Genomic DNA, 24,083 nt, shown 5'->3' with positions numbered 1-24,083 from the left:
GCCGCCTTTTTTTATTTCAACCACTTACTCCGGACGTTCCTTTAGCGGGAAGCGGCGACGCACCAGCACAAAGAACAGCGGAACAAAATAGATGGCCAGGACGGTCGCCGAAATCATACCGCCCATGACCCCTGTGCCGACCGCATGCTGGCTGCTGGAGCCTGCGCCGGTGCTGGTTGCCATCGGCAGTACGCCAAAAACAAATGCCAGCGAGGTCATCAGGATCGGGCGCAGGCGCTGACGGCAGGCGTGCAGCGTGGCGGCCATCAGCTCGTGGCCTTTGGCATTCATCTCGTTGGCAAACTCAACGATCAGAATGGCGTTTTTCGCCGACAGCCCAATCACGGTGAGCAGCCCGACCTGGAAGTAGACATCGTTTTCCAGACCACGCATCCAGGTGGCGAGCAGGGCGCCAATGACACCAAGGGGCACCACCAGCATGACCGAGAACGGCACTGACCAGCTTTCATACAGTGCGGCAAGACAGAGGAAGACCACCAGCAGAGAGAGCGCGTAAAGTGCCGGTGCCTGTGCTCCGGAGAGGCGCTCCTGGTAAGACATGGCCGTCCACTCCAGACCAAAACCGGCAGGCAACTGTTGCACCAGTTTTTCCATGATGTCCATGGCCGTACCGGTACTCACGCCTGGCGCGGCTTCCCCGACGATTTCAACCGCGGAATAGCCGTTATAGCGCTCCAGACGCGGCGAACCGCTCTCCCAGTGTGAAGTCGCAAAGGCAGAGAACGGCACCATTCCCCAGGCACTGTTTCTGACAAACCAGCGGTTTATATCATCCGGCAGCATACGGAATGGCGCGGCGGACTGGACATACACTTTTTTCACGCGGCCGCGATCCATAAAATCATTCACATAGCTCGAGCCCCACGCCGTTTGCAGGGTGTCGTTGATATCGTTGATCGACACACCCAGCGCCTGCGCCTTGCGCTGATCGATATCCACCTGAAGCTGCGGGCTGTCATCCAGACCGTTATGGCGAACGCGGGTCAGGCCCGGATCGTTGCCTGCGAGCGCCAACAGCTTATCGCGCGCCGCCATCAGCGCCGTATGGCCCGCACCGGCGTGATCCTGGAGCTCCATATCAAACCCGGCGGAACTGCCCAGCCCGCTGATGGCAGGTGGGCTGCTGGCAAAGACGCGGGCTTCTTTAATGTGCGCAAAGGCTTTTGTCGCACGCTCAATAATGGCAAACGATGTTCCCGTTTTGCTATCGCGCGCGTCCCAGTCCTTCAGGCGAACGAACATGCGGGCGACGTTTTGCCCGTTCCCGCCCGGGCCGGACCCGACGGTGGAGAAGACGGAGACCACGTTATCCTTCTCTTTGGTGAAGAAGTACTGCTCCACTTTCTGCACCACTTTCAGCGTTTGCTGCTGCGTTGCGCCACTCGGGAGCTGCACCGAGGTGGTGAACATACCCCGGTCTTCCATCGGCAGGAATGAGGTGGGCAGGTGCAGGAACAGCCAGACCATCCCGCCCAGCAGCACAACGTAAATCATCATCCAGCGCAGGCTGCGGTGCAGCACGCGCCCGACGGCAGATTCATACCGGGCGGCATTGCGGTTGAACATCCGGTTAAACCAGCCGAAGAAACCTTTCTGACCGTGATGCTCCCCTTTATGCAGCGGTTTCAGGATGGTGGCGCACAGCGCAGGGGTGAGGATCAGCGCCACCAGCACGGAGAGCACCATTGCCGAGACGATGGTAATGGAGAACTGACGGTAAATCGCCCCGGTGGTGCCGCCAAAGAAGGCCATCGGGAAAAAGACCGCCGAGAGCACCATCGCAATACCGACTAGCGCCCCCTGAATTTGCCCCATCGATTTGCGCGTCGCCTGGCGCGGAGAGAGTCCTTCTTCGCTCATGATGCGCTCGACGTTTTCAACCACCACGATGGCATCGTCCACCAGCAGGCCAATCGCCAGCACCATCGCAAACATTGTCAGGGTGTTAATGCTATAGCCGAACGCGTAAAGCACCGAAAAGGTTCCGAGCAGCACCACAGGAACGGCAATAGTTGGGATCAGCGTCGCGCGGAAGTTTTGCAGGAACAGGTACATGACCAGGAACACCAGCGCGATGGCTTCCAGCAGGGTTTTCACCACGTCCTCAATCGACGCTTTAACGAAGGAGGTGGTTTCATAGGCGACTTTGTACTCCAGCCCGTGCGGGAAATACTGCGACAGCTCATCCAGACGGTCTAACACCAGTTTCGCCGTGGCCATTTCGTTCGCGCCGGAGGCCAGCTTAATCCCCAGACCGGAGGCCTGGTTGCCATTAAAGCGGCTCAGGTAGTCGTACTTTTCTGCGCCCATTTCCACCGTGGCGACATCGCCCAGACGAACTTCCGACCCATCCTGATTCACCCGCAGAGTGATGTTGCGGAACTGCTCCGGCGTCTGCAGCAGGGATTGCGAATTAATGGTAGCGTTCAGGGCCTGTTTATCAACGGACGGGGTTCCCCCGAGCTGCCCTACGGCAATCTGGGCGTTCTGGGCTTTGATGGCATCCGTCACGTCGGTTGCCGTCATCTGGTAGCTGTTGAGCTTGTTGGGATCGAGCCAGATGCGCATTGAATATTGTGAACCGTAAGCGTCGATATCCCCGACGCCGTTAATACGGCTGAGCGGATCCTGAATATTACTGGCGACGTAGTCCGCGATATCCTGTTTATCCATCGAGCCATCTGTCGAGACAAACGCGATGGTCAAAATATTGGTGTCGCCGGTTTTACGCACGGTCACGCCCTGGTTCTGTACCGCCTGGGGCAGTTTGCGCATGGCCGACTGCAGCTGGTTTTGTACCTGCTGCACCGCTTCATCCGGGTCAGTGCCTGCCTTGAAGCTCAGGGTCACCGTTGCCTGACCGGTGGCGCTACTTTGCGAGGACATGTACATCAGGTTATCCAGACCCGTCATGTTCTGCTCGATAACCTGCGTCACGGTATTTTCCAGCGTTTGTGCGGACGCGCCGGGGTAGTTTGCGGTGACACGCACGTTAGGCGGGGCCAGATCGGGATATTGCTCAACGGGAAGTGACGTAATTGCCAGGACACCTGTCAGACACAACAGAATGGCAATTACCCAGGCAAAAATGGGGCGATCGATAAAAAAATTCGCCATGAAAAAGTGACCTCGTTTTGCTGCTCGTCATTATTGTTTATTGCCCGCATAACTTTAGCGGTAAGGCTCAGGTCAAACGTGGAGAAAAAAAGGAGATAGTGTAAATTATCATGCGCTTTTCCCTGCGCTTCCTCCTTTACCGTTATTTACCCGCCGGTGCCTGCGGCACGGGGAACGTGACGCTGACCAGCGTGCCCCCGTTTTGTGGCTGCGAAAAGTGCAGTGCTCCCCCAAGCCTCTGTGCGCGTTCACGCATAATGTTCAGACCGTAGTGTCCCGGCGGCTCGCTGGCTTCGCCAATCCCGATGCCATTGTCACGAATGCTGACGCGGTGCGTACCGTCCACAGCCGTCACGCAGCTCACGGTGATCTCGCTGGCATGCGCGTGCTTAATGGCGTTCAACACCGCCTCACGCACGATCTGTAACAGATGAACCTGCTTTTGCGCGTCGAGCGCCAGCGAGGAGAGGCGACAGTCAAGGTGCAGCTTCGCCTGCGTCTGGCTCTGCAGCGCGTCAAGAGACTCCTGCAACGCCGCGGGTAAATTCGCGTGATTCAGCGTCAGGCGGAAGGTGGTGAGCAGCTCGCGCAACTGCTGCCAGGCGTTGTTCAGTTCGCGGGAGAAATCGGTAATGATGGTCTGCGCCGGGGTATTCTCCTCCGGCACGGCGCGTTTCAGCAGCGTAAGCTGAATGCGCAGATACGACAACACCTGCGCCAGCGAGTCATGCAGTTCGCGGGCAATGGTGGCGCGCTCTTCCATCAGCAGCAGCTGCTGGTAATGCTTCTGCGCCTGGTTAAAGTACAGTCCACGCCCGAGCATGGTCGCCACGCTTCTCATCAGAGGGAGAGGGACGCTGTCCGTCTCGCTTTGCCAGCGAAGCTCGCCGTAGAGCGTGTCCTGCATCACTACCGGCAGGTTTTGCAGTGGGATGTCGCGTGACGCCGTCCCTTCACACAGCCGCCAGTCGTCGCTGGTGCGCAGTTCCAGATAGTTCATCTGCGTATAGTCATGGACAATCTGCAGGATATGCCGGAAACAGTGGCTGTCTATCTGGCCGGTATTCAGCGCCTGAGAGCACTTGAACAGCATGTCGAGCTGCTGGTGGGCGTCATGCAAATGCCGCGTTTTTTCCGCCACCGAGGCTTCAAGCGAGCGGTAGAGCGTCGCTAACTCGCCGGACATGTGGTTGAAGGCGCGCGAAAGCTGGCCCAGTTCGTTCGGCAGGGCGGTATCCGGCGCAGGGGTGGCAAATTCACCGCGCTCAATCCGTTCGCTGGCGGCCACCAGATTGTTAAGCGGTAACACGACCTGACGACGAATGCGGCGCAGGGTAAACAGCGTCAGCAACAGGATCCCCAGCGCGCCGGCCAGGGAGAGCAGGGTCACCGTCTGGATTTTATGCTCAGTGTAGTGCTGCAGGGCGAGCACAAAGGCATCAATGCGGCCGACAAAATCCTCAATGTGGGTCTGATACCAGGCGCTGTCGCCGCGGGCGATACGTTTATCCATCTCCTGCCAGGCCACCTGCAGCTGCTGATAGCGGGCGTTAACATTGTCCGGGACGTACCAGCGGTCCAGCTTCTGCAGTGCCGGCGCGCGCAACGTCTGTTGCCAGTGCTCGCGGTGCGCGGCAAGGGAAGGGCTGTTGCGCTGCATCTCATAGCCCAGTCGATAGCTCTGCATGCGCAGCGAACCCGCAATATTAATCGCCTCGGCATCACGCTGGCTGCTGGCCAGCGTCAGCAGTGCGACGGTACTGGTCAGCGCGGATAAGACAATGATCGAAAAGAAAGCCCAGGCAAGGCTTGCGGAAACGGGTCGTTTAACGGTCACAGAACGGCTCTCTGAATAAAATTGATCTGCCACAGGTTCACTGGAAATAATTGGGTCTTCCGGGCATTTGCACATTGCCCGAACGCGCCGTGATGCGTAAATACCATACTCTTATAAAGAATAAGGATATTGAAGCAAAAACAGGTGTGGTTATGAATCGTTTTATTATGGCTAACAGCCAGCAATGCATTGGGTGTCGTGCCTGCGAAGTGGCCTGCGTCATGGCGCACAACGGTGAGCAACACGTTCTGAGCGAGCGCCATTTTCATCCCCGTATTACGGTCCTGAGGTCCGGCGGGAAGCGAAGCCCCGTCACATGTCATCATTGTGAAAATGCGCCCTGCGCGCAGAGCTGCCCGAACGGCGCCATCAGCAAACGCGGTGACAGCGTACAGGTGAATCAACAAAAATGCATCGGCTGTAAGGCCTGCGCGGTGGCTTGCCCGTTTGGCACGATGGAGATCATCGTCACCCCGCTCGACCACGGCGGCGTGAAGGCCTCGGCGAATAAATGCGATCTCTGCCTGACGCGTCCACAGGGCCCGGCCTGTATCGAAAACTGCCCGGCTGATGTCCTCTCCCTTGCGACGCCTGCCGTGCTGGACACGCTGGTCAAATCGCGCCGCCAGCGTGCGGCCTGCCTGGCGGTCCAGCCCTGGCATGGGGAGGTCGTCAGAGACGATCTTCCGCGTAGCAAACTGCAGCAGATGCAGATGTCCCTGCCACGCGGTGAGCCAGACAAACTGCCCGCTGCGGAACGCGTGTGCCATTTTCACGAAATTTACCTGCCGTTTCGGGCCGAACAGGCCGCCCGCGAGGCGTCGCGCTGCCTGAAGTGCGGAGAGCACAGCATTTGCGAATGGACCTGCCCGCTGCACAACCACATCCCGCAGTGGATTGAGCGTCTGAATGCGGGGGATATTGCCGGCGCGGTCGAACTTTCTCATCAGACCAACTGCTTGCCTGAAATAACCGGCCGCGTCTGCCCGCAGGACCGGTTATGCGAAGGGGCCTGCACGCTTCGTGATGAGGCGGGGGCCGTTACCATCGGCAACATCGAGCGCTATATCGCCGACAGGGCGCTGGCGATGGGCTGGCGGCCGGACATGTCCGCCGTCACGCCGACGGGTAAACGTGTCGCGATCGTCGGCGCCGGTCCCGCCGGGCTGGCTTGCGCCGACGTACTGGCGCGCAGCGGGGTGAGCGTGACGGTCTATGACCGGCATCCGGAAATCGGCGGTTTACTCACCTTTGGCATTCCGGCATTCAAGCTGGACAAATCGCTGCTTGCGCGGCGCAGGGAGATATTTACCGCGATGGGGATCCGCTTTGCGCTGAACTGCGAGGTGGGCAAGGACGTGTCGATGTCACAGTTAAAAGACGAGTACGACGCCCTGTTCATTGGCGTGGGCACCTATCGCTCGATGAAGGCCGGTATCCCGCATGAAGATGCGCCAGGGGTCTATGACGCGCTGCCTTTCCTGGTGGGTAACACGCGGCATGTGATGGGGCTGGACGCAACGGCCAGCGAACCGTTCATAGATACCTGTGGGCTGAACGTGGTGGTGCTCGGTGGGGGCGATACCGCCATGGACTGCGTACGTACCGCGCTACGCCATGGCGCCGCGAAGGTGACCTGCGCCTATCGCCGGGATGAGGCCAACATGCCGGGGTCGAAGAAAGAGGTGAAGAATGCCAGAGAAGAGGGGGCGGCATTTGAATTTAACGTCCAGCCGGTTGAGCTGACGCAGGCTCCTGACGGGAAGGTCAACGGTATCCGGATGCTGCGTACCCGGCTCGGTGAGCCGGATGCGCAGGGGCGGCGTCGGCCCGTTCCGGTGCCCGGCAGCGAGTTTGTAATGGAGGCTGATGCGGTGATCATGGCGTTTGGTTTTAACCCGCACGCGATGCCGTGGCTGCAGGCGCAGGGTGTTGAAACGGATGAGTGGGGACGCATCGTGGCCTCGGTCGAAAGCCGCTACCGTTACCAGACGAGCAACCCACACATTTTCGCCGGCGGTGATGCGGTTCGCGGCGCGGATCTGGTGGTGACCGCGATGGCGGAAGGGCGTCATGCGGCGCAAGGGATACTCGACTGGCTTGGGGTTAGCGCTCCGAAACATCATTAAAGCGGCGGGCGACAAAGCGGGATTCACGGCGTAGTATAGGATCACTCATTATGTCGTGGAGCCCGTATGACCCTGAAAATTGACGTTATCAAAGACAAAATTCTCTCTGAAAACTACTTTGTCCTGCGTAACATCACCTACGATCTTACGCGTAATAACGGTGAAGTGATCCGCCATAAGCGCGAGGTTTACGACCGGGGTAACGGGGCGACCATTCTGCTCTATAACCGTGAAAAGCAGAGCGTGGTGCTGATCCGTCAGTTCAGGGTGGCGACGTGGGTCAACGGTAACTCTGACGGACGTCTGATTGAAACCTGCGCGGGCCTGCTTGATGACGATGAGCCGGAAGTCTGCATCCGCAAAGAGGCCGTAGAAGAAACCGGCTTTGAAGTGGGCGAGGTCAAAAAGATCTTTGAGCTGTACATGTCCCCAGGCGGCGTCACGGAACTTATCCATTTCTTCATTGCGGAATACAGCGACGCCCAGCGTACGCACCGGGGCGGTGGCGTGGAGGATGAAGATATCGAGGTGCTGGAGTTGCCTTTCTCCCGGGCGCTGGAAATGATGCGTTCAGGCGAAATCAGGGATGGTAAAGCAGTGATATTGCTGCAGTATTTGCAGAGTACCGGCTTAATGAATACCATTTTCGAACGGATGTAGAGTGTTTTTCGGATAAATCTATCCGATAAATCCGATTGAGACGACCCGGCCGGAACACGAAGATACTGCCCAGTTACGCGTTTTCGTTCCGGGATTGTGTCATTCATGCGCTATAGCGTCTTTTTATTTTCCCTGTTTTGTCTGCTCCTCGCGCCTCAGGTGCGGGCTGCGCCTGCTCAGCAAGCTTTCTCTGACTGGCAGGTGACCTGCAATAACCAGAACTTTTGCCTGGCCCGCAACACCGGCGAACACCGGGGGCTGGTCATGACGCTCACCCGAAGCGCCGGCGCGAAAACGGATGCCACGCTGCGTATCGATCTCGGCGGGCTGGATACGCCCTCCGTCAAAGAGCCGGAGATTGCCACCCGGCTGCTGCTGGACAATGTGCCTCTGAAGCTGGACAAGCAGCGCTGGCAGCTCACGCCATGGCACCTGAAAACGGACGACGCGGCCACCATCACCGCCTTTCTGAAAAATATTCAGGAAGGGAAGGCCCTGACGCTGCGCGGCGGTAAGCAGGTGATTTCCCTGAGCGGTCTGAAAGCCGCGCTGCTGTTTATTGATGCCCAGCAAAAGCGTGTCGGCAGTGAAACCGCGTGGATTAAGAAAGGTGACGATCCGCCGTTAAGCGTGCCGCCCGCACCCGCGCTGAAAAAGGTGGCGACCGTTAATCCTACTCCAACACCGCTTTCCCACGCCGAACTGAATGACCTGCTGGATTATGGCACCGGGCGGATGAACAGCAGCCAGTGTTCGCTCGATCCTAACCGCCGCGAAGTGCGCGTCACCGCGTTAACCGATGAAAAAGCGCTGTTGATCGTCAGCTGCGAGGCGGGGGCCTATAACACCGTCGATCTGGCATGGCTGGTGTCACGTAAAAAACCGTTCTCTGCCCGCAGCGTCAGGCTACGTCTGCCGTTTACGCCGTCGAGTGGCAGCAGTGAAATGGAGTTAATGAACGCCAGCTTCGATGAGAAGACGCGCGAGCTGACCACGCTGGCGCTCGGGCGCGGTTTGGGGGATTGTGGCATCCAGACGCGCTGGCGTTTTGACGGCCAGCGTTTCCGCCTGGTGCGTTATGCCGAGGAGCCCAGCTGCGATAACTGGAATGGGCCAGATGCCTGGCCCACGCTGTGGATCACCCGCTAGCTTTACCGGGTGGCGGCTTTGCCTTACCCGGCCTGCAAAACATCCGAACTGTAGGCCGGGTAAGCGGTAGCACCACCCGGCAATAAACAGACCGCACTACAGCACGCTCAGCGCCTTCTCTACCACGTTCTCAACGGTGAAACCAAAATACGGGAACAGCTTGTCGGCAGGGGCGGACTCACCGTAGCCGCGCATGCCCACAATCGCCCCTTTAAGGCCGACATATTTGTACCAGTAGTCGGCAATACCGGCTTCAACCGCCACGCGCGCCGCGACGTTAGAGGGCAGCACCGACTCACGGTACGCCTCATCCTGGGCGTCAAAAATATCCGTTGAGGGCAGGGATACCACGCGCACCGCGTGACCTTCGGCGGTCAGTTTTTCCGCCGCTTTCACCGTGATTTCGACCTCTGAACCGGTCGCAATCAGGATCACGTCCGGCTTGCCGCCGCTGTCTTTCAGGATGTAGCCGCCGCGGGCGATATTTTTCACCTGCTCCGGGGTGCGTTCAATCTGCGTCAGGTTCTGGCGTGACAGAATTAATGCCGTTGGGCCATTGTGGCGCTCTACCGCCAGCTTCCAGCCGACCGCGGCTTCGACCTGATCGCACGGACGCCAGGTGCTGAAGTTTGGCGTTAAGCGCAGGCTCGCCAGTTGTTCAACCGCCTGGTGCGTGGGGCCATCTTCCCCGAGACCAATGGAGTCATGGGTATAGACCATAATCTGTCGCGCCTTCATTAAGGCCGCCATGCGCGCTGCGTTACGGGCATATTCGACAAACATCAGGAAGGTGGCGGTGTAGGGCACGAAACCACCGTGATGAGCGATGCCGTTGGCAATGGCGGTCATCCCGAATTCGCGCACGCCGTAGTGGATGTAGTTCCCGGCAATGTCCTCTTTCAGCGATTTCGAGCCGGACCAGATGGTCAGGTTACTTGGGGCCAGATCCGCCGAGCCGCCAAGCAGTTCGGGCAGCAGCGGACCAATGGCATTCAGCGTGTTTTGCGAAGCCTTACGGGTGGCGATTTTCGCCGGGTTGGACTGCAGGTTTTCAATCAGCGCCTGGGTTTTATCGTCCCAGTCTTCCGGCAGGCCACCGCTCATGCGGCGAGAGAATTCGGCGGCCAGTTCCGGGTGTGCTTTTTTGTATGCGGCAAACTTCTCGTTCCAGGCCTGCTGGGCCTTTTCACCCGCTTCACGGGCGTCCCACGCCCGGTAAATCTCTTTCGGGATCTCAAACGGCGGATGTTTCCAGCCCAGTTTTTGCCGGGTCAGCGCCACTTCCTCATCACCCAGCGCCGCGCCGTGCGCCTCTTCCTTGCCGGCCTTGTTCGGTGAACCAAAGCCGATAACCGTGCGGCAGATAATCAGCGACGGTTTGTCCTTCACGCTTTGCGCTTCCTGAATCGCTTTTTTCACCGCCTCAGGATCGTGGCCGTCGATCTCATGCACCACGTGCCAGTGGTAGGCTTCGAAGCGTTTTGCCGTGTCGTCGGTGAACCAGCCCTCGGTTTCCCCGTCGATGGAGATACCGTTGTGATCGTAGAAGCCAATCAACTTACCCAGCCCCAGGGTGCCCGCCAGGGAACAGACTTCATGGGAAATCCCCTCCATCAGACAGCCGTCGCCCATAAACACGTACGTGTAGTGATCGACAATGTCGTGCCCCGGCTGGTTAAACTGCGCCGCCAGCGTGCGCTCGGCAATCGCCAGCCCGACAGCATTGGCCAGCCCCTGACCGAGCGGCCCGGTGGTCGTTTCTACCCCAGGCGTATAGCCAATTTCCGGGTGACCCGGCGTTTTTGAGTGCAGCTGGCGGAAGTTTTTCAGCTCCTCGAGCGGCAGATCATAGCCGGAAAGATGCAGCAGGCTGTAGAGCAGCATCGAGGCGTGGCCGTTGGAGAGAATAAAACGGTCGCGGTCGTACCAGGTGGGGTCATTGGGGTTGTGTTTCAGAAAGTCGTTCCACAACACTTCGGCAATATCAGCCATGCCCATGGGCGCGCCGGGATGGCCGGAATTGGCTTTTTGCACGGCATCCATGCTGAGGGCGCGAATGGCATTGGCTAGCTCTTTACGGGACATAGTTCACTCCGTGGCAAGGTTAAAGTTTGGCGGCGAGAAGATCTTCAAGTTTGCGCTGGTCAACGGCGAACAGGCGGATACCTTCCGCCAGTTTTTCCACGGCCATGGCGTCCTGATTGTGCTCCCAGCGGAATTCGGCTTCGGTCATGGCTTTCGGTTTTGGCAGCACGGTAGAGGTGGGGATCAGCTTGCGGATAACCGTCTCTTCTTTGTCCTGTAGCTCTTTCAGCAGGTTAGGGGAGATGGTCAGACGGTCGCAGCCGGCCAGGGCGAGGATCTGCTCGGTACGGCGGAAGCTGGCCCCCATCACGATGGTTTCATAGCGGTGCTGCTTGTAATAGTCGTAGATATTACGGACCGATTTCACGCCCGGATCCTCATCCACCACGTACGGATCCATCGGCTGTTTCGCCTGGTACCAGTCGTAGATGCGGCCGACAAACGGTGAGACCAGGAACACGCCGGCTTCGGCACAGGCGCGTGCCTGAGCAAAGGAGAACAGCAGCGTCAGGTTGCAGTGGATCCCCTCTTTTTCCAGCACCTCTGCCGCGCGGATGCCTTCCCAGGTCGACGCCAGTTTGATCAGAATGCGTGATTTATCGATCCCCTGTTCCTGGTAGAGTTCGACCAGGCGGCGGGCCTTATTGATGCTCTTTTCTTTATCGAACGAGAGGCGGGCGTCCACTTCGGTGGAGACGCGTCCCGGGATGCTTTTCAGAATTTCCGCACCGAAATTAACCGCCAGCTTGTCGCTGGCTTCGGCAACCTGCTGTTCCTGCGTTTTCCCGCGCTGTTTACCGTAGGCAATGGCGTCATCAATCAGATGACTAAAATGGGCAAGCCCGGCAGCCTTGAGCAGAAGCGAAGGGTTGGTGGTCGCATCTTCCGGCTGATAGTGGCGAATCGACTCGATATCGCCGCTGTCTGCAACCACGGTAGTGAATTGTTTGATGCCGTCTAGCTGGTTCATAAATGATTACTCCTTGGAAATAAAAGAGTTAGATGAGTGCGTTAGTTCACACTTCTGAGAAAATCATGATGGACTTAACAAAAAAGCATAGCAGACGGGGGAGGCATTGCTTTTGAGACGGGTAACATGGCTGTTATAAATTGATAACAATTTTTAATGTGTGATGGTGAGAGTTTGGCAGCCTTCAAAGTTTATGTGCTGTCCTGAGGCGATACTATCTGACCGATACGTAAAAGGAATAACAAGATGGACGATCAGTTAAAACAGAGTGCCCTCGATTTTCACGAGTTCCCTGTCCCGGGCAAAATCCAGGTCTCCCCAACCAAGCCGCTGGCAACCCAGCGCGATCTGGCGCTGGCCTATTCGCCAGGCGTTGCGGCACCGTGTCTGGAAATCGAAAAAGACCCGCTGGCGGCCTACAAATACACCGCGCGCGGCAACCTCGTGGCCGTTATCTCTAACGGTACGGCGGTACTCGGTCTCGGTAACATCGGTGCCCTGGCGGGTAAACCGGTGATGGAAGGGAAAGGCGTGCTGTTCAAGAAATTCGCCGGTATCGACGTGTTTGATATCGAGGTGGACGAGCTTGATCCTGACAAATTCATTAACGTGGTGGCCGCGCTGGAGCCGACCTTCGGCGGGATTAACCTGGAAGACATCAAAGCGCCGGAATGTTTCTATATCGAGCAGAAGCTGCGCGAGCGTATGAACATTCCCGTGTTCCATGATGACCAGCACGGCACCGCGATTATCAGCACCGCCGCGATTCTGAACGGCCTGCGCGTGGTGGAAAAAAATCTCTCTGACGTGCGCATGGTGGTTTCTGGCGCAGGTGCGGCGGCCATCGCCTGTATGAACCTGCTGGTGGCGCTGGGTATGCAGAAGCACAACATCGTGGTCTGTGATTCTAAAGGCGTTATCTATAAAGACCGCGAGCCCAACATGGCGGAAACCAAAGCGGCGTATGCGGTAGAAGACGACGGCAAGCGCACGCTCGAGGACGTCATTGACGGCGCGGATATCTTCCTCGGCTGCTCGGGCCCGAAAGTGCTGACCCAGGAGATGGTGAAGAAGATGGCGCGCGCGCCAATGATCCTGGCCCTGGCGAACCCGGAGCCGGAAATTCTGCCGCCGCTGGCGAAAGCGGTGCGTGAAGATGCCATTATCTGTACCGGCCGTTCCGACTACCCAAACCAGGTCAACAACGTGCTCTGCTTCCCGTTCATCTTCCGCGGCGCACTGGACGTTGGCGCAACGGCGATCAACGAAGAGATGAAGCTTGCCGCCGTGCACGCCATTGCGGAACTGGCCCACGCCGAGCAGAGCGAAGTGGTGGCCTCCGCCTACGGCGATCAGGATCTGAGCTTTGGCCCGGACTACATCATTCCTAAACCGTTTGACCCGCGCCTGATTGTCAAAATTGCGCCAGCGGTGGCCAAAGCGGCGATGGATTCCGGCGTGGCGACGCGTCCGATTCAGGATTTTGACGCTTACATCGATAAGCTCACCGAGTTTGTCTATAAAACTAACTTGTTCATGAAGCCGATCTTCTCGCAGGCGCGTGCTGACGCGAAGCGCGTGGTGCTGGCGGAAGGGGAAGAGGCGCGCGTGCTGCACGCTACCCAGGAGCTGATCACCTTAGGTCTGGCGAAGCCGATCCTGATTGGTCGTCCGAGCGTGATTGAGATGCGCATTCAGAAGCTGGGTCTGCAGATTAAGCCGGGCGTCGACTTCGAAATCGTCAACAACGAATCCGATCCGCGCTTTAAAGAGTACTGGAGCGAATACTACGCGATCATGAAGCGTCGGGGGATCACCCAGGAGCAGGCGCAGAAAGCCGTCATCAGCAACACGACGGTGATCGGCGCGATTATGGTCCATCGCGGTGAAGCGGACGCATTGATCTGCGGCACCATCGGCGATTATCACGAGCACTTTAGCGTGGTGCAGGAGATCTTCGGCTATCGTGACGGGGTTCATACCGCCGGGGCGATGAATGCCCTGCTGCTGCCGAGCGGCAACACCTTTATCGCTGACACCTACGTTAACGACGATCCGAGCCCGGACGAGCTGGCGGAAATCACCGTGATGGCCGCAGAGACCGTGCGCCGCTTTGGTATCGAGCCGAAGGTGGCGCTGCTGTCGCACTCTAACTTTGGTTCGTCTAAATCTGCGGCGGCCTGCAAAATGCGTGAGACGCTGGCGCTGGTGCGCGAGCGCGCGCCGGAGCTGATGATTGACGGGGAAATGCACGGTGATGCGGCACTGGTGGAAAGCATCCGTAACGAACGTATGCCGGACAGCCCGCTGAAAGGATCGGCGAATATCCTGATTATGCCGAACGTGGAAGCGGCGCGTATCAGCTACAACCTGCTGCGCGTCTCCAGCTCTGAAGGGGTGACCGTAGGGCCGGTGCTGATGGGCGTGGCGAAACCGGTGCACGTGTTAACGCCAATTGCTTCTGTGCGCCGTATCGTGAATATGGTGGCCCTGGCGGTGGTTGAGGCGCAGACGCAGCCGCTGTAAACCCCTCACCCTAACCCTCTCCCCATAGGGGAGAGGGAACTGCACCGAGCCGTCTTTCACCCTCTCCCCTATGGGGAGAGGGCCGGGGTGAGGGGAGTTACACCCAATCCCGCACCTGAATAAACTCTTTTAAGGCAGCCTCCGGGCTGCCTTCTTTTGGCTCGTAACAGTACTCCCAGCGCACCAGCGGCGGCATCGACATCAAAATCGATTCCGTGCGCCCGCCGGTCTGCAGGCCAAACAGCGTCCCGCGATCCCACACCAGATTAAACTCCACGTAGCGCCCGCGACGATAAAGCTGGAATTCGCGCTCGCGCACGCTGTAGTGAGTGTCTTTACGGCGTTCGACGATGGGCAGATAAGCGTCGGTATACCCTTCGCCCACCGCGCGCATAAAGCGGAACGCGGTATCAAAATCAGGCGTGTTCAGATCGTCAAAGAACAGCCCGCCAATGCCGCGCTGCTCGTCGCGATGCTTCAGGTAGAAGTAGTCGTCGCACCATTTTTTAAACTTCGGGTAGATGTCTTCGCCAAACGGCAGGCAGAGGTTCCGCGCGGTGGTGTGCCAGTGCACGGCATCCTCTTCAAAACCGTAGTAGGGCGTAAGGTCGAAACCGCCGCCAAACCACCAGACCGGATCGGCCCCCGGTTTTTCCGCAATGAAAAAGCGGACGTTGGCGTGGCTGGTCGGCACAAACGGGTTGTGTGGATGCACCACCAGCGAGACGCCCATCGCTTCAAAACTGCGGCCCGCAAGTTCAGGACGATGCGCGGTCGCAGACGCGGGCATGGCGTCTCCGTGGACGTGGGAGAAATTCACGCCCGCCTGTTCAAAGATACCGCCATTGCGCAGCACCCGGCTGCGCCCGCCGCCGCCGGCTTCACGCTGCCAGTTATCTTCCTGGAATTCACCGCCGTCCGCGGCGGCCAGTTTGCGGCAAATCTCATCCTGCAGCTGCAGCAGGAAGGTTTTAACCAGTTGAGCATTGGGTTTCATCAACGTTTCCTGGAGTGCGCTTTTTGGTTATCGAACCAGTTGAAGTAACTGATAATGCCGGAGGCGATGGCGTTGGCGATCTTCTGGCGAAACGCCGTGGTGCCGAGAAGACGCTCTTCATCCGGGTTGGTGATAAACGAGGTTTCCACCAGTACGGACGGGATAGACGGTGATTTCAGCACCACAAATGCCGCCTGTTCGGTGCTTTTACTGTGCAGACGATGCACCGGCTTAATTTTCTTCAGGATGTGCGAGCCGAGCGTCAGGCTGTTTTTGATGGTATCCGTCTGCACCAGGTCGAACAGCACCTGCTGTAACAGATGGTCTTTGTCGGTGGCTTTTTTCCCGGCGACTTCATCCGCCCGGTTTTCACGGTCGGAGAGGTATTTCGCCATGGCGCTACTGGCGCCACGGTTGGACAGCGCAAACACCGAGGCGCCCGCCGCTGAAGGGTTGGTAAAGCCGTCGGCGTGAATCGACATAAACAGATCCGCGCCGTGCTGGTGGGCGATCTCCACCCGGTCATACAGCGGAATAAAGGTGTCGCCAGAGCGCGTCAGACGGGCGTCAATGCCGTTACTGCGTAAAATTGCGCGCACATTTTTTGCAATCGCCAGCACGACGTGTTTTTCTTTCGAACCGTTTTTGCCGATGGCGCCGGTATCAATTCCGCCGTGGCCCGGGTCAAGCATCACCAGACGCTTCGCACCGGGTTTTTTGGTTTTGGGTTTGCTGTGCCCGTTACTGGTTTTGAGCGTGCTCTCGTCTTTTGCCTGAGCCTGCTTTGCGATGCCCGTTAACGTTAAGGCCGCCAGCCCCGCTTTGAGAACCTGACGACGCGATGTGAGTGCTTTTAATGGTTTGAATGTGCTCATGCGGCCTGAATACTAAAAAATGGGGTCCTGGTGTTATATCGTATCGCGTTTAGCGTTACGACAGTCCTTATTGAGAATTGTTTTACTTTTCATTTCAATACGTGACAAAGTGACATTATGCCAAATTTTGGCGAGATTTTCCCCGGTTATTGGCTAAAGGCACAGTTCACGCCATAATCACTGTTTTTAAACCCGAAAAGGCGGTTAATACCATGGAGATACGCGTTTTTCGCCAGGAAGATTTCGAAGAGGTGATCACCCTTTGGGAGCGCTGCGATCTGCTGCGTCCGTGGAACGATCCGGAAATGGACATAGAGCGGAAGGTGAATCACGACGTCAGTCTGTTTCTGGTTGCGGAAGTCAACGGCGAAGTCGTAGGCACGGTAATGGGCGGTTATGACGGCCATCGCGGCTCGGCCTATTATCTGGGCGTTCACCCGGAATACCGGGGGCGCGGCATTGCCAACGCGCTGCTCAATCGTCTCGAGAAGAAGCTGATCGCCCGCGGCTGTCCGAAAATCCAGATCATGGTACGGGAAGATAACGACGTGGTTCTGGGCATGTACGAGCGTCTGGGCTATGAACATTCTGACGTGCTGAGTTTAGGTAAGCGTCTGATCGAAGATGAAGAGTACTGAGATCCATCCGGCAGATTATGACGCGCAGGGTCGCGTCAGGTTGCCCTTTTTATTCTGGTGCGTTCTGCTGCTTCAGGCCCGTACCTGGGTGCTGTTTGTGATGGCCGCCGCGTCGCGCGGGCAGGGCGATACGCTGCTGAATCTCTTCTATCCCGATCACGATGCGTTCTGGCTCGGCTTACTGCCGGGCGTACCGGCGGTGGTGGCTTTTTTGTGCAGCGGCCGACGCCAGACGATCCCACGCTTGTGGCGGACGCTGCGCTGGCTGCTGATCCTCGCTCAGATTGCGCTGCTCTTCTGGCAGCCGGTACTCTGGTGGTACGGTGAGCCGCTTACGGGCATTGGCATTGCGCTGGTGGTGGCGGATATTGTGGCACTGCTGTGGCTGCTGACCAATCCGCGTCTTCGCGCCTGTTTCGCCCATCAGGATGATTAATACGGCACTTTTTGCAGAAGTCGCACTCCAACAAGCGTTGATTTAACACGTAAGGACTTTCAATGAAATCGCTGCGTTTACTTTTATGCGCTCTCCCGCTGGCCCTGACGGGCTGTTCTACGCTCTCCTCCATTAACTGGTCCGCTGCGTATCCGTGGAACTGGTTTGGCTCATCAACGGAAGTGACTGAGCAGGGCGTGGGGAACATTACCGCCGCGACGGCGCTGGATCAGGATGCTATTCAGGACGCCCTGAGCAGTGATTATCGCCTGCGCAGCGGCATGAAAACCGAGAATGGTAACATTGTTCGCTATTACGAAGCGCTGAAGGGCGACACGCTGGCGCTGGTGATCAACGGTGACAAAGGCACGGTAAACCGCGTTACGGTGCTGGATGAGGCCATTCCGACCGCCAGCGGCGTGAAGATAGGAACGCCGTTTAGCGATCTCTATAAGCAGGCCTTTGGCAACTGCGCCAGCGCCCCTTCTGACGATGGTGTGGCGGTGGCCTGTAAGGCGCAAGGCAGCCAGCACATCAGCTATGTCTTTACCGGCACCTGGAGCGGTCCGGAAGGATTGATGCCGTCGGACGACACGCTGAAGAACTGGAAAGTGAGCAAAATTATCTGGCAGCAGTAATTTGCGCCGGAACAAACCGCCTCGCTGAAATCCGGGTATAATACCCGCCATCCATGCCACGCTGACGTGGCATCTTTATTTCAGGAGGAGCGATGTCTCAGGTTCAGAGTGGCATTTTGCCAGAACATTGCCGCGCGGCGATTTGGATTGAAGCCAATGTAAAAGGGGACGTGGATGCCCTGCGTGCGGCCAGTAAAGCGTTCATTGATAAGCTGGCGACCTTCCAGGCTACGTTCCCGGAAGCCCACCTCGGCGCCGTTGTCGCCTTTGGCAATAACGTCTGGCGTCAGCTGAGCGGTGGCGAAGGGGCGGAAGAGCTGAAAGACTTCATTCCCTACGGCAAAGGCCTTGCGCCCGCAACGCAGTACGACGTGCTGATCCACATCCTCTCTCTGCGTCATGACGTTAACTTCTCCGTTGCGCAGGCGGCGATAGCGGCCTTTGGCGACAGCATCGACGTACAGGAAGAAGTGCACGGTTTCCGTTGGGTCGAAGAGCGCGATCTGAGCGGCTTTGTCGACGGAACCGAAAACCCGGCGGGTGAAGAGACGCGTCGTGAAGTGGCGGTGATCAAAGACGGCGTGGACGCGGGCGGTAGCTATGTGTTCGTGCAGCGCTGGGAGCACAACCTCAAGCAGCTTAACCGCATGAGCGTGCATGACCAGGAGATGATGATTGGCCGTACCAAAGAAGCCAACGAAGAGATCGACGGCGATGAGCGTCCGGTCACCTCGCACCTGAGCCGCGTTGACCTCAAGGAAGACGGCAAAGGGCTGAAGATTGTCCGCCAGAGCCTGCCGTACGGCACAGCAAGCGGCACGCACGGCCTTTACTTCTGCGCCTACTGCGCGCGCCTACATAACATTGAGCAGCAGTTGCTGAGCATGTTCGGCGATACCGACGGCAAGCGTGACGCCATGCTGCGCTTCACCAAACCCGTGACCGGCGGCTATTACTTCGCGCCGTCCGTGGAGCGTCTGCTGGCGCTGTAAACCCGCTCTCCATACGTAGGCCGGGTAAGCGTTAGCGCCACCCGGCAATTTTCCCCGCCCCCTTATTCCCTTTTCTGCTTGTAAATCACCAAACGGTATATAAAACCGTTACTCCTTTCATCCCCGTTATAAATATTATGACTATAAGATAGTCATCACATTTATAAGGGTGCGCAATGGCCGTTACTGTACTGAAAAAAGGAACTCTGGCGCTGGCAGGTTTACTGCTGGTGGCACAGGCGCAGGCGACTGAGCTGCTGAACAGTTCATACGATGTCTCCCGCGAGCTGTTCGCCGCCCTTAATCCCCCGTTTGAGCAGCAGTGGGCAAAAGACAATAACGGCGATAAGCTGACCATCAAGCAGTCCCATGCCGGTTCGTCCAAGCAGGCGCTGGCGATCCTCCAGGGGCTGAAAGCGGACGTGGTGACCTACAACCAGGTCACTGATGTGCAGATCCTGCACGACAAAGGCAAGCTGATCCCGGCGGACTGGCAGAGCCGTCTGCCGAACAACAGCTCGCCGTTCTACTCCACCATGGGCTTCCTGGTGCGCAAGGGCAACCCAAAGAATATCCACGACTGGAGCGACCTGGTGCGTTCTGACGTGAAGCTGATCTTCCCAAACCCAAAAACCTCCGGTAACGCGCGTTACACCTATTTAGCGGCGTGGGGCGCGGCGGACAAGGCTGACGGTAACGACAAAGTGAAAACCGAGCAGTTCATGACCCAGTTCCTGAAAAACGTCGAAGTGTTTGATACCGGCGGACGCGGCGCAACCACGACTTTCGCAGAGCGCGGTCTGGGCGACGTGTTGATTAGCTTTGAATCGGAAGTGAACAACATCCGTAAACAGTATGAGGCGCAGGGCTTTGAGGTGATTATCCCAAAAACCAACATCCTGGCCGAGTTCCCGGTAGCATGGGTGGATAAAAACGTGCAGGCAAACGGCACCGAGAAAGCGGCAAAAGCCTATCTCAACTACCTGTACAGCCCGCAGGCGCAGACCATCATTACCGATTACTACTACCGCGTGAATAACCCGGACGTGATGAACAAACTGAAAGATAAATTCCCGCAGACCACGCTGTTCCGCGTGGAAGACCATTTCGGCTCCTGGCCTGATGTAATGAAAACGCACTTTGCCAGCGGCGGTGAGTTAGACAAATTGCTGGCGGCGGGGCGTAAGTAATGTTTGCAGTATCGACTAAACGCGTGCTGCCGGGCTTTACCTTAAGCCTCGGGACCAGCCTGCTGTTCGTCTGCCTGATCCTGTTGTTGCCGCTCAGCGCGCTGGTGATGCAGCTGGCTCAGATGAGCTGGGCGCAGTACTGGGAGGTCGTCACCAACCCGCAGGTAGTGGCGGCCTATAAGGTGACGCTGTTGTCAGCGTTTGTCGCCTCCATTTTTAACGGCGTGTTTGGCCTGCTGATGGCGTGGATCTTAACCCGCTATCGCTTCCCGGGCCGTACGCTGCTTGACGCACTGATGGATCTGCCGTTTGCGCTGCCAACGGCGGTTGCTGGCTTAACCCTCGCGTCGCTCTTCTCCGTGAATGGGTTGTACGGTGAGTGGCTGGCGAAGTTTGACATCAAGGTGACCTATACCTGGCTCGGTATCGCAGTAGCGATGGCCTTTACCAGTATTCCGTTTGTGGTGCGAACCGTGCAGCCGGTGCTGGAAGAGTTGGGGCCGGAATATGAAGAAGCGGCGGAAACGCTCGGCGCCACGCGCTGGCAGAGTTTCCGCAAGGTGGTTCTGCCGGAGCTCTCCCCGGCGCTGATGGCGGGTATTGCGCTGTCGTTTACCCGCAGCCTCGGTGAGTTCGGCGCAGTGATTTTTATCGCCGGGAACATCGCCTGGAAAACGGAAGTGACCTCGCTGATGATTTTCATCCGTCTGCAGGAGTTTGATTATCCGGCGGCGAGTGCGATTGCTTCGGTGATCCTGGCGGCCTCGCTGCTGCTGCTGTACTCGATTAACACTCTGCAAAGTCGCTTTGGTCGACGTGTGGTAGGTCACTGATGGCGGAAGTTACGCAATTGAAGCGATACGATGTGCCCCGCATTAACTGGGGGAAATGGTTTCTGATTGGGGCGGGCGTGCTGGTGTCCGCCCTCATTCTCGTCGTGCCGACGATTTATATCTTCGTTCAGGCGTTCAGTAAGGGACTGATGCCCGCGCTGGAAAACCTGGCGAACCCGGATATGCTCCATGCCATCTGGCTGACCGTGCTGATTGCATTGATCACCGTGCCGGTGAACCTGGTGTTCGGTACTCTGCTGGCGTGGCTGGTGACGCGCTTTAACTTCCCGGGACGTCAGCTGCTGCTCACCCTGCTGGATATTCCTTTTGCCGTCTCGCCGGTGGTGGCGGGTCTGGTGTATCTGCTCTTTTACGGCTCCAACGGTCCGCTGGGCGGCTGGCTGGATGCGCATAACCTGCAGATCATGTTTGCCTGGCCAGGCATGGTGCTGGTCACCATCTTCGTCACCTGTCCATTTGTGGTGCGTGAGCTGGTACCGGTGATGTTAAGCCAGGGGAGCAACGAAGATGAAGCGGCGGTGCTGCTGGGCGCGTCAGGCTGGCAGATGTTCCGCCGCGTGACGCTGCCGAATATCCGCTGGGCGCTGCTTTACGGCGTGGTGTTGACCAACGCCCGCGCAATTGGCGAGTTCGGTGCCGTTTCCGTCGTCTCCGGCTCCATTCGCGGTGAAACCCTGTCGCTGCCGCTGCAGATTGAGTTGCTGCAGCAGGACTACAACACCATCGGCGCCTTTACTGCCGCAGCGTTGCTGACGCTGATGGCCATTTTGACCCTGTTTTTGAAGAGTGTGGTGCAGTGGCGTTTAGAAAATCAGGAAAAACGTCAGCATCAGGAGGGAAATCATGAGCATTGAGATTGCCAATATTAAGAAGTCTTTTGGTCGCACCCAGGTGCTGAATGATATCTCGCTGGATATCCCTTCCGGACAAATGGTGGCGCTGCTGGGGCCGTCTGGCTCGGGTAAAACCACGCTGCTGCGCATTATCGCCGGGCTTGAGCATCAGACCAGCGGACATATCCGCTTCCACGGCACCGACGTGAGCCGTCTGCATGCCCGCGACCGTAAGGTCGGTTTTGTGTTCCAGCACTACGCGCTGTTCCGCCACATGACCGTGTTTGACAACATCGCCTTTGGCCTGACCGTGCTGCCGCGTCGCGAGCGCCCGGATGCGGCAACCATTAAGGCGAAAGTGACTAAATTGCTCGAGATGGTACAGCTGGCTCACCTGGCGGACCGTTTCCCGGCGCAACTGTCCGGCGGGCAGAAACAGCGCGTGGCGCTGGCGCGTGCGTTAGCCGTTGAACCGCAAATTCTGCTGCTGGATGAACCCTTCGGCGCGCTGGATGCGCAGGTGCGTAAAGAGCTGCGCCGCTGGCTGCGTCAGCTCCATGAAGAACTGAAGTTTACCAGCGTGTTCGTGACCCACGATCAGGAAGAGGCGATGGAAGTCGCGGATCGCGTGGTGGTCATGAGCCAGGGCAACATTGAACAGGTTGACGAGCCAGAACAGCTGTGGCGTGAACCGGCGACCCGTTTCGTGCTGGAATTTATGGGCGAGGTCAACCGTCTGCAGGGCACCATTCGCGGCGGTCAATTCCATGTCGGGGCGCACCGCTGGCCGCTGGGCTATACCTCCGCGCACCAGGGCCCGGTCGATCTGTTCCTGCGTCCGTGGGAAGTGGACGTAAGCCGCCGAACCAGCCTGGATTCACCGCTGCCGGTGCAGGTGCTGGAAGCGAGCCCTAAAGGACATTACACCCAACTGGTGGTACAACCGCTGGGCTGGTATACCGAGCCGCTGACCGTCGTGATGCGCGACGATGTCCCGCCGCACCGCGGAGAGCGCCTGTTTGTCGGTCTGCAGCATGCCCGTATTTATCACGGAAATGAGCGCATCGAGACGCGCGAGGATATTGCTCTGGCGGAGTCAGCCTGATAGGTTATTAGGATGTTTATCGCCCGGTGGCGCTGCGCTGACCGGGCCTACAGCTAAAACTGCGTCTTGTAGGCCGGGATCGCTGCGCGCCACCCGGCTTTTTTATTGAGTAAAAATCGTGAATACACTCGAACACACCATCGGCAATACCCCTCTGGTCAAACTTCAGCGCATGGGGCCGGCTAACGGCAGCGAAATCTGGGTCAAACTTGAAGGCAATAACCCGGCCGGGTCGGTAAAAGATCGTGCGGCGCTGTCGATGATTGTCCAGGCCGAAAAGCGCGGTGAAATCAAACCCGGCGATGTGCTGATCGAAGCCACCAGCGGCAACACCGGTATCGCTCTGGCGATGATTGCGGCGCTGAAAGGCTACCGTATGAAGCTGCTGATGCCGGACAACATGAGCCAGGAGCGCCGCGCCGCGATGCGTGCGTACGGGGCCGAACTGATTCTGGTGACCAAAGAGCAGGGAATGGAAGGCGCGCGCGATTTAGCATTAGCCATGGCCGAGCGCGGCGAGGGTAAACTGCTCGATCAGTTCAACAACCCGGACAACCCTTACGCCCACTACACCACCACCGGCCCGGAGATCTGGCAGCAGACCGACGGACGGATCACCCATTTTGTCTCCAGCATGGGTACCACCGGCACCATTACCGGCGTGTCGCGTTTTCTGCGCGAGCAGACGAAAGCCGTCACCATCGTTGGGCTGCAGCCGGAAGAGGGGAGCAGCATTCCGGGTATTCGCCGTTGGCCTGCGGAATATATGCCGGGCATTTTTAATGCGCAGCTGGTGGATCAGGTGCTGGATATTCATCAGCGCGAGGCGGAGAATACCATGCGTGAACTGGCCGTGCGTGAAGGCATCTTTTGCGGGGTTAGTTCGGGTGGCGCGGTGGCAGGCGCGATTCGGGTAGCGCAGGAGAATCCCGGTGCCGTTGTGGTGGCGATTATCTGCGACCGCGGCGATCGCTATCTGTCTACCGGCGTCTTTGGTGAAGAGAGTTATTCGCAGGGGGCGGGGATTTAAG

General features: G+C 58.0%; 19 protein-coding genes. 13 read left to right on the top strand and 6 right to left on the bottom strand.

The genetic code is table 11. The annotated features are described in order from the left end of the window. Nucleotides 1-24: 24 nt before the first annotated feature. Nucleotides 25-3,138, bottom strand: a complete 3,114-nt coding sequence (acrD, locus tag EKN83_RS02320; RefSeq protein WP_126800254.1) for a multidrug efflux RND transporter permease AcrD — start codon at nucleotides 3,136-3,138, stop codon at nucleotides 25-27. A 142-nt stretch (nucleotides 3,139-3,280) separates the two neighbouring features. After that, a complete protein-coding gene (gene narQ, locus EKN83_RS02315) occupies nucleotides 3,281-4,975 on the bottom strand; it encodes a nitrate/nitrite two-component system sensor histidine kinase NarQ (protein ID WP_126800253.1) in 1,695 nt (564 codons plus the stop codon). A 152-nt stretch (nucleotides 4,976-5,127) separates the two neighbouring features. Here narQ and aegA point away from each other — a divergent pair, with 152 nt between their 5' ends. The 3 genes from aegA (at nucleotide 5,128) to EKN83_RS02300 (ending at nucleotide 8,913) form a co-directional block, all read left to right on the top strand. After that, a complete protein-coding gene (gene aegA, locus EKN83_RS02310) occupies nucleotides 5,128-7,104 on the top strand; it encodes a formate-dependent uric acid utilization protein AegA (protein ID WP_126800252.1) in 1,977 nt (658 codons plus the stop codon). 66 nt (nucleotides 7,105-7,170) lie between these two features. Beyond that, nucleotides 7,171-7,764 carry a GDP-mannose pyrophosphatase NudK gene (nudK, locus tag EKN83_RS02305; RefSeq protein WP_126800251.1) on the top strand — a complete coding sequence of 198 codons (594 nt, stop codon included), beginning with the start codon at nucleotides 7,171-7,173 and terminating at the stop codon, nucleotides 7,762-7,764. A gap of 105 nt (nucleotides 7,765-7,869) precedes the next feature. After that, nucleotides 7,870-8,913, top strand: coding sequence for a DUF1176 domain-containing protein (locus tag EKN83_RS02300; RefSeq protein WP_095452161.1), 1,044 nt, complete (start codon nucleotides 7,870-7,872; stop codon nucleotides 8,911-8,913). Between the two features lie 96 nt (nucleotides 8,914-9,009). Here EKN83_RS02300 and tkt read toward each other — a convergent pair whose 3' ends face one another. After that, a complete protein-coding gene (gene tkt / locus EKN83_RS02295) occupies nucleotides 9,010-10,998 on the bottom strand; it encodes a transketolase (protein WP_126800250.1) in 1,989 nt (662 codons plus the stop codon). 19 nt (nucleotides 10,999-11,017) lie between these two features. Further along, nucleotides 11,018-11,968 (bottom strand): transaldolase, encoded by a 951-nt coding sequence (gene tal, locus EKN83_RS02290; RefSeq protein WP_025758795.1) that lies wholly within the window; start codon nucleotides 11,966-11,968, stop codon nucleotides 11,018-11,020. Between the two features lie 246 nt (nucleotides 11,969-12,214). On the opposite strand from tal, the gene maeB reads away from it, so the two are divergent. Then, entirely contained in the window at nucleotides 12,215-14,494 is a 2,280-nt protein-coding gene (gene maeB / locus EKN83_RS02285; RefSeq protein WP_025758794.1) for an NADP-dependent oxaloacetate-decarboxylating malate dehydrogenase, read from the top strand. Nucleotides 14,495-14,591: 97 nt separating this feature from the next. On the opposite strand, the gene hemF is transcribed toward maeB, so the two are convergent. After that, the gene (gene hemF, locus EKN83_RS02280) at nucleotides 14,592-15,491 is read right to left on the bottom strand and encodes an oxygen-dependent coproporphyrinogen oxidase (protein WP_126800249.1); all 900 of its coding nucleotides are present in this window, start codon (nucleotides 15,489-15,491) and stop codon (nucleotides 14,592-14,594) included. Continuing rightward, nucleotides 15,491-16,366 carry an N-acetylmuramoyl-L-alanine amidase AmiA gene (gene amiA / locus EKN83_RS02275; protein ID WP_045286561.1) on the bottom strand — a complete coding sequence of 292 codons (876 nt, stop codon included), beginning with the start codon at nucleotides 16,364-16,366 and terminating at the stop codon, nucleotides 15,491-15,493. Before amiA ends, hemF begins: the two co-directional genes overlap by 1 nt. Before the next feature lie 212 nt (nucleotides 16,367-16,578). Here amiA and EKN83_RS02270 point away from each other — a divergent pair, with 212 nt between their 5' ends. The 9 genes from EKN83_RS02270 (at nucleotide 16,579) to cysM (ending at nucleotide 24,082) form a co-directional block, all read left to right on the top strand. Next, nucleotides 16,579-17,004 (top strand): GNAT family acetyltransferase, encoded by a 426-nt coding sequence (locus EKN83_RS02270; RefSeq protein ID WP_023308738.1) that lies wholly within the window; start codon nucleotides 16,579-16,581, stop codon nucleotides 17,002-17,004. Further along, nucleotides 16,991-17,440, top strand: coding sequence for a DUF2919 domain-containing protein (locus EKN83_RS02265; protein WP_126800248.1), 450 nt, complete (start codon nucleotides 16,991-16,993; stop codon nucleotides 17,438-17,440). Before EKN83_RS02270 ends, EKN83_RS02265 begins: the two co-directional genes overlap by 14 nt. Before the next feature lie 62 nt (nucleotides 17,441-17,502). Then, a complete protein-coding gene (locus EKN83_RS02260; protein WP_047959186.1) occupies nucleotides 17,503-18,078 on the top strand; it encodes an RpoE-regulated lipoprotein in 576 nt (191 codons plus the stop codon). A 92-nt stretch (nucleotides 18,079-18,170) separates the two neighbouring features. Further along, a complete protein-coding gene (locus tag EKN83_RS02255; RefSeq protein ID WP_045286559.1) occupies nucleotides 18,171-19,070 on the top strand; it encodes a Dyp-type peroxidase in 900 nt (299 codons plus the stop codon). 176 nt (nucleotides 19,071-19,246) lie between these two features. Beyond that, nucleotides 19,247-20,260 carry a sulfate ABC transporter substrate-binding protein gene (locus EKN83_RS02250; RefSeq protein ID WP_126800247.1) on the top strand — a complete coding sequence of 338 codons (1,014 nt, stop codon included), beginning with the start codon at nucleotides 19,247-19,249 and terminating at the stop codon, nucleotides 20,258-20,260. Beyond that, the gene (cysT, locus tag EKN83_RS02245) at nucleotides 20,260-21,093 is read left to right on the top strand and encodes a sulfate/thiosulfate ABC transporter permease CysT (protein WP_025758782.1); all 834 of its coding nucleotides are present in this window, start codon (nucleotides 20,260-20,262) and stop codon (nucleotides 21,091-21,093) included. The genes EKN83_RS02250 and cysT overlap by 1 nt, the downstream gene beginning before the upstream one ends. Then, nucleotides 21,093-21,968, top strand: coding sequence for a sulfate/thiosulfate ABC transporter permease CysW (gene cysW / locus EKN83_RS02240; protein WP_025758780.1), 876 nt, complete (start codon nucleotides 21,093-21,095; stop codon nucleotides 21,966-21,968). Before cysT ends, cysW begins: the two co-directional genes overlap by 1 nt. Then, on the top strand, nucleotides 21,958-23,052 hold the full coding sequence (cysA, locus tag EKN83_RS02235; RefSeq protein ID WP_023615695.1) for a sulfate/thiosulfate ABC transporter ATP-binding protein CysA: 1,095 nt from the start codon (nucleotides 21,958-21,960) through the stop codon (nucleotides 23,050-23,052). Before cysW ends, cysA begins: the two co-directional genes overlap by 11 nt. A gap of 118 nt (nucleotides 23,053-23,170) precedes the next feature. Continuing rightward, nucleotides 23,171-24,082 (top strand): cysteine synthase CysM, encoded by a 912-nt coding sequence (gene cysM, locus EKN83_RS02230; protein ID WP_126800246.1) that lies wholly within the window; start codon nucleotides 23,171-23,173, stop codon nucleotides 24,080-24,082. The last annotated feature ends 1 nt before the right edge of the window (nucleotide 24,083 follow it).

Origin of the sequence: Enterobacter sp. WCHEn090032 (assembly GCF_003986875.1) — a bacterium.
In the GTDB taxonomy this organism is placed as follows: Bacteria; Pseudomonadota; Gammaproteobacteria; order Enterobacterales; family Enterobacteriaceae; genus Enterobacter; species Enterobacter sichuanensis.
This window is presented reverse-complemented; position numbering and strand designations above follow the sequence as displayed.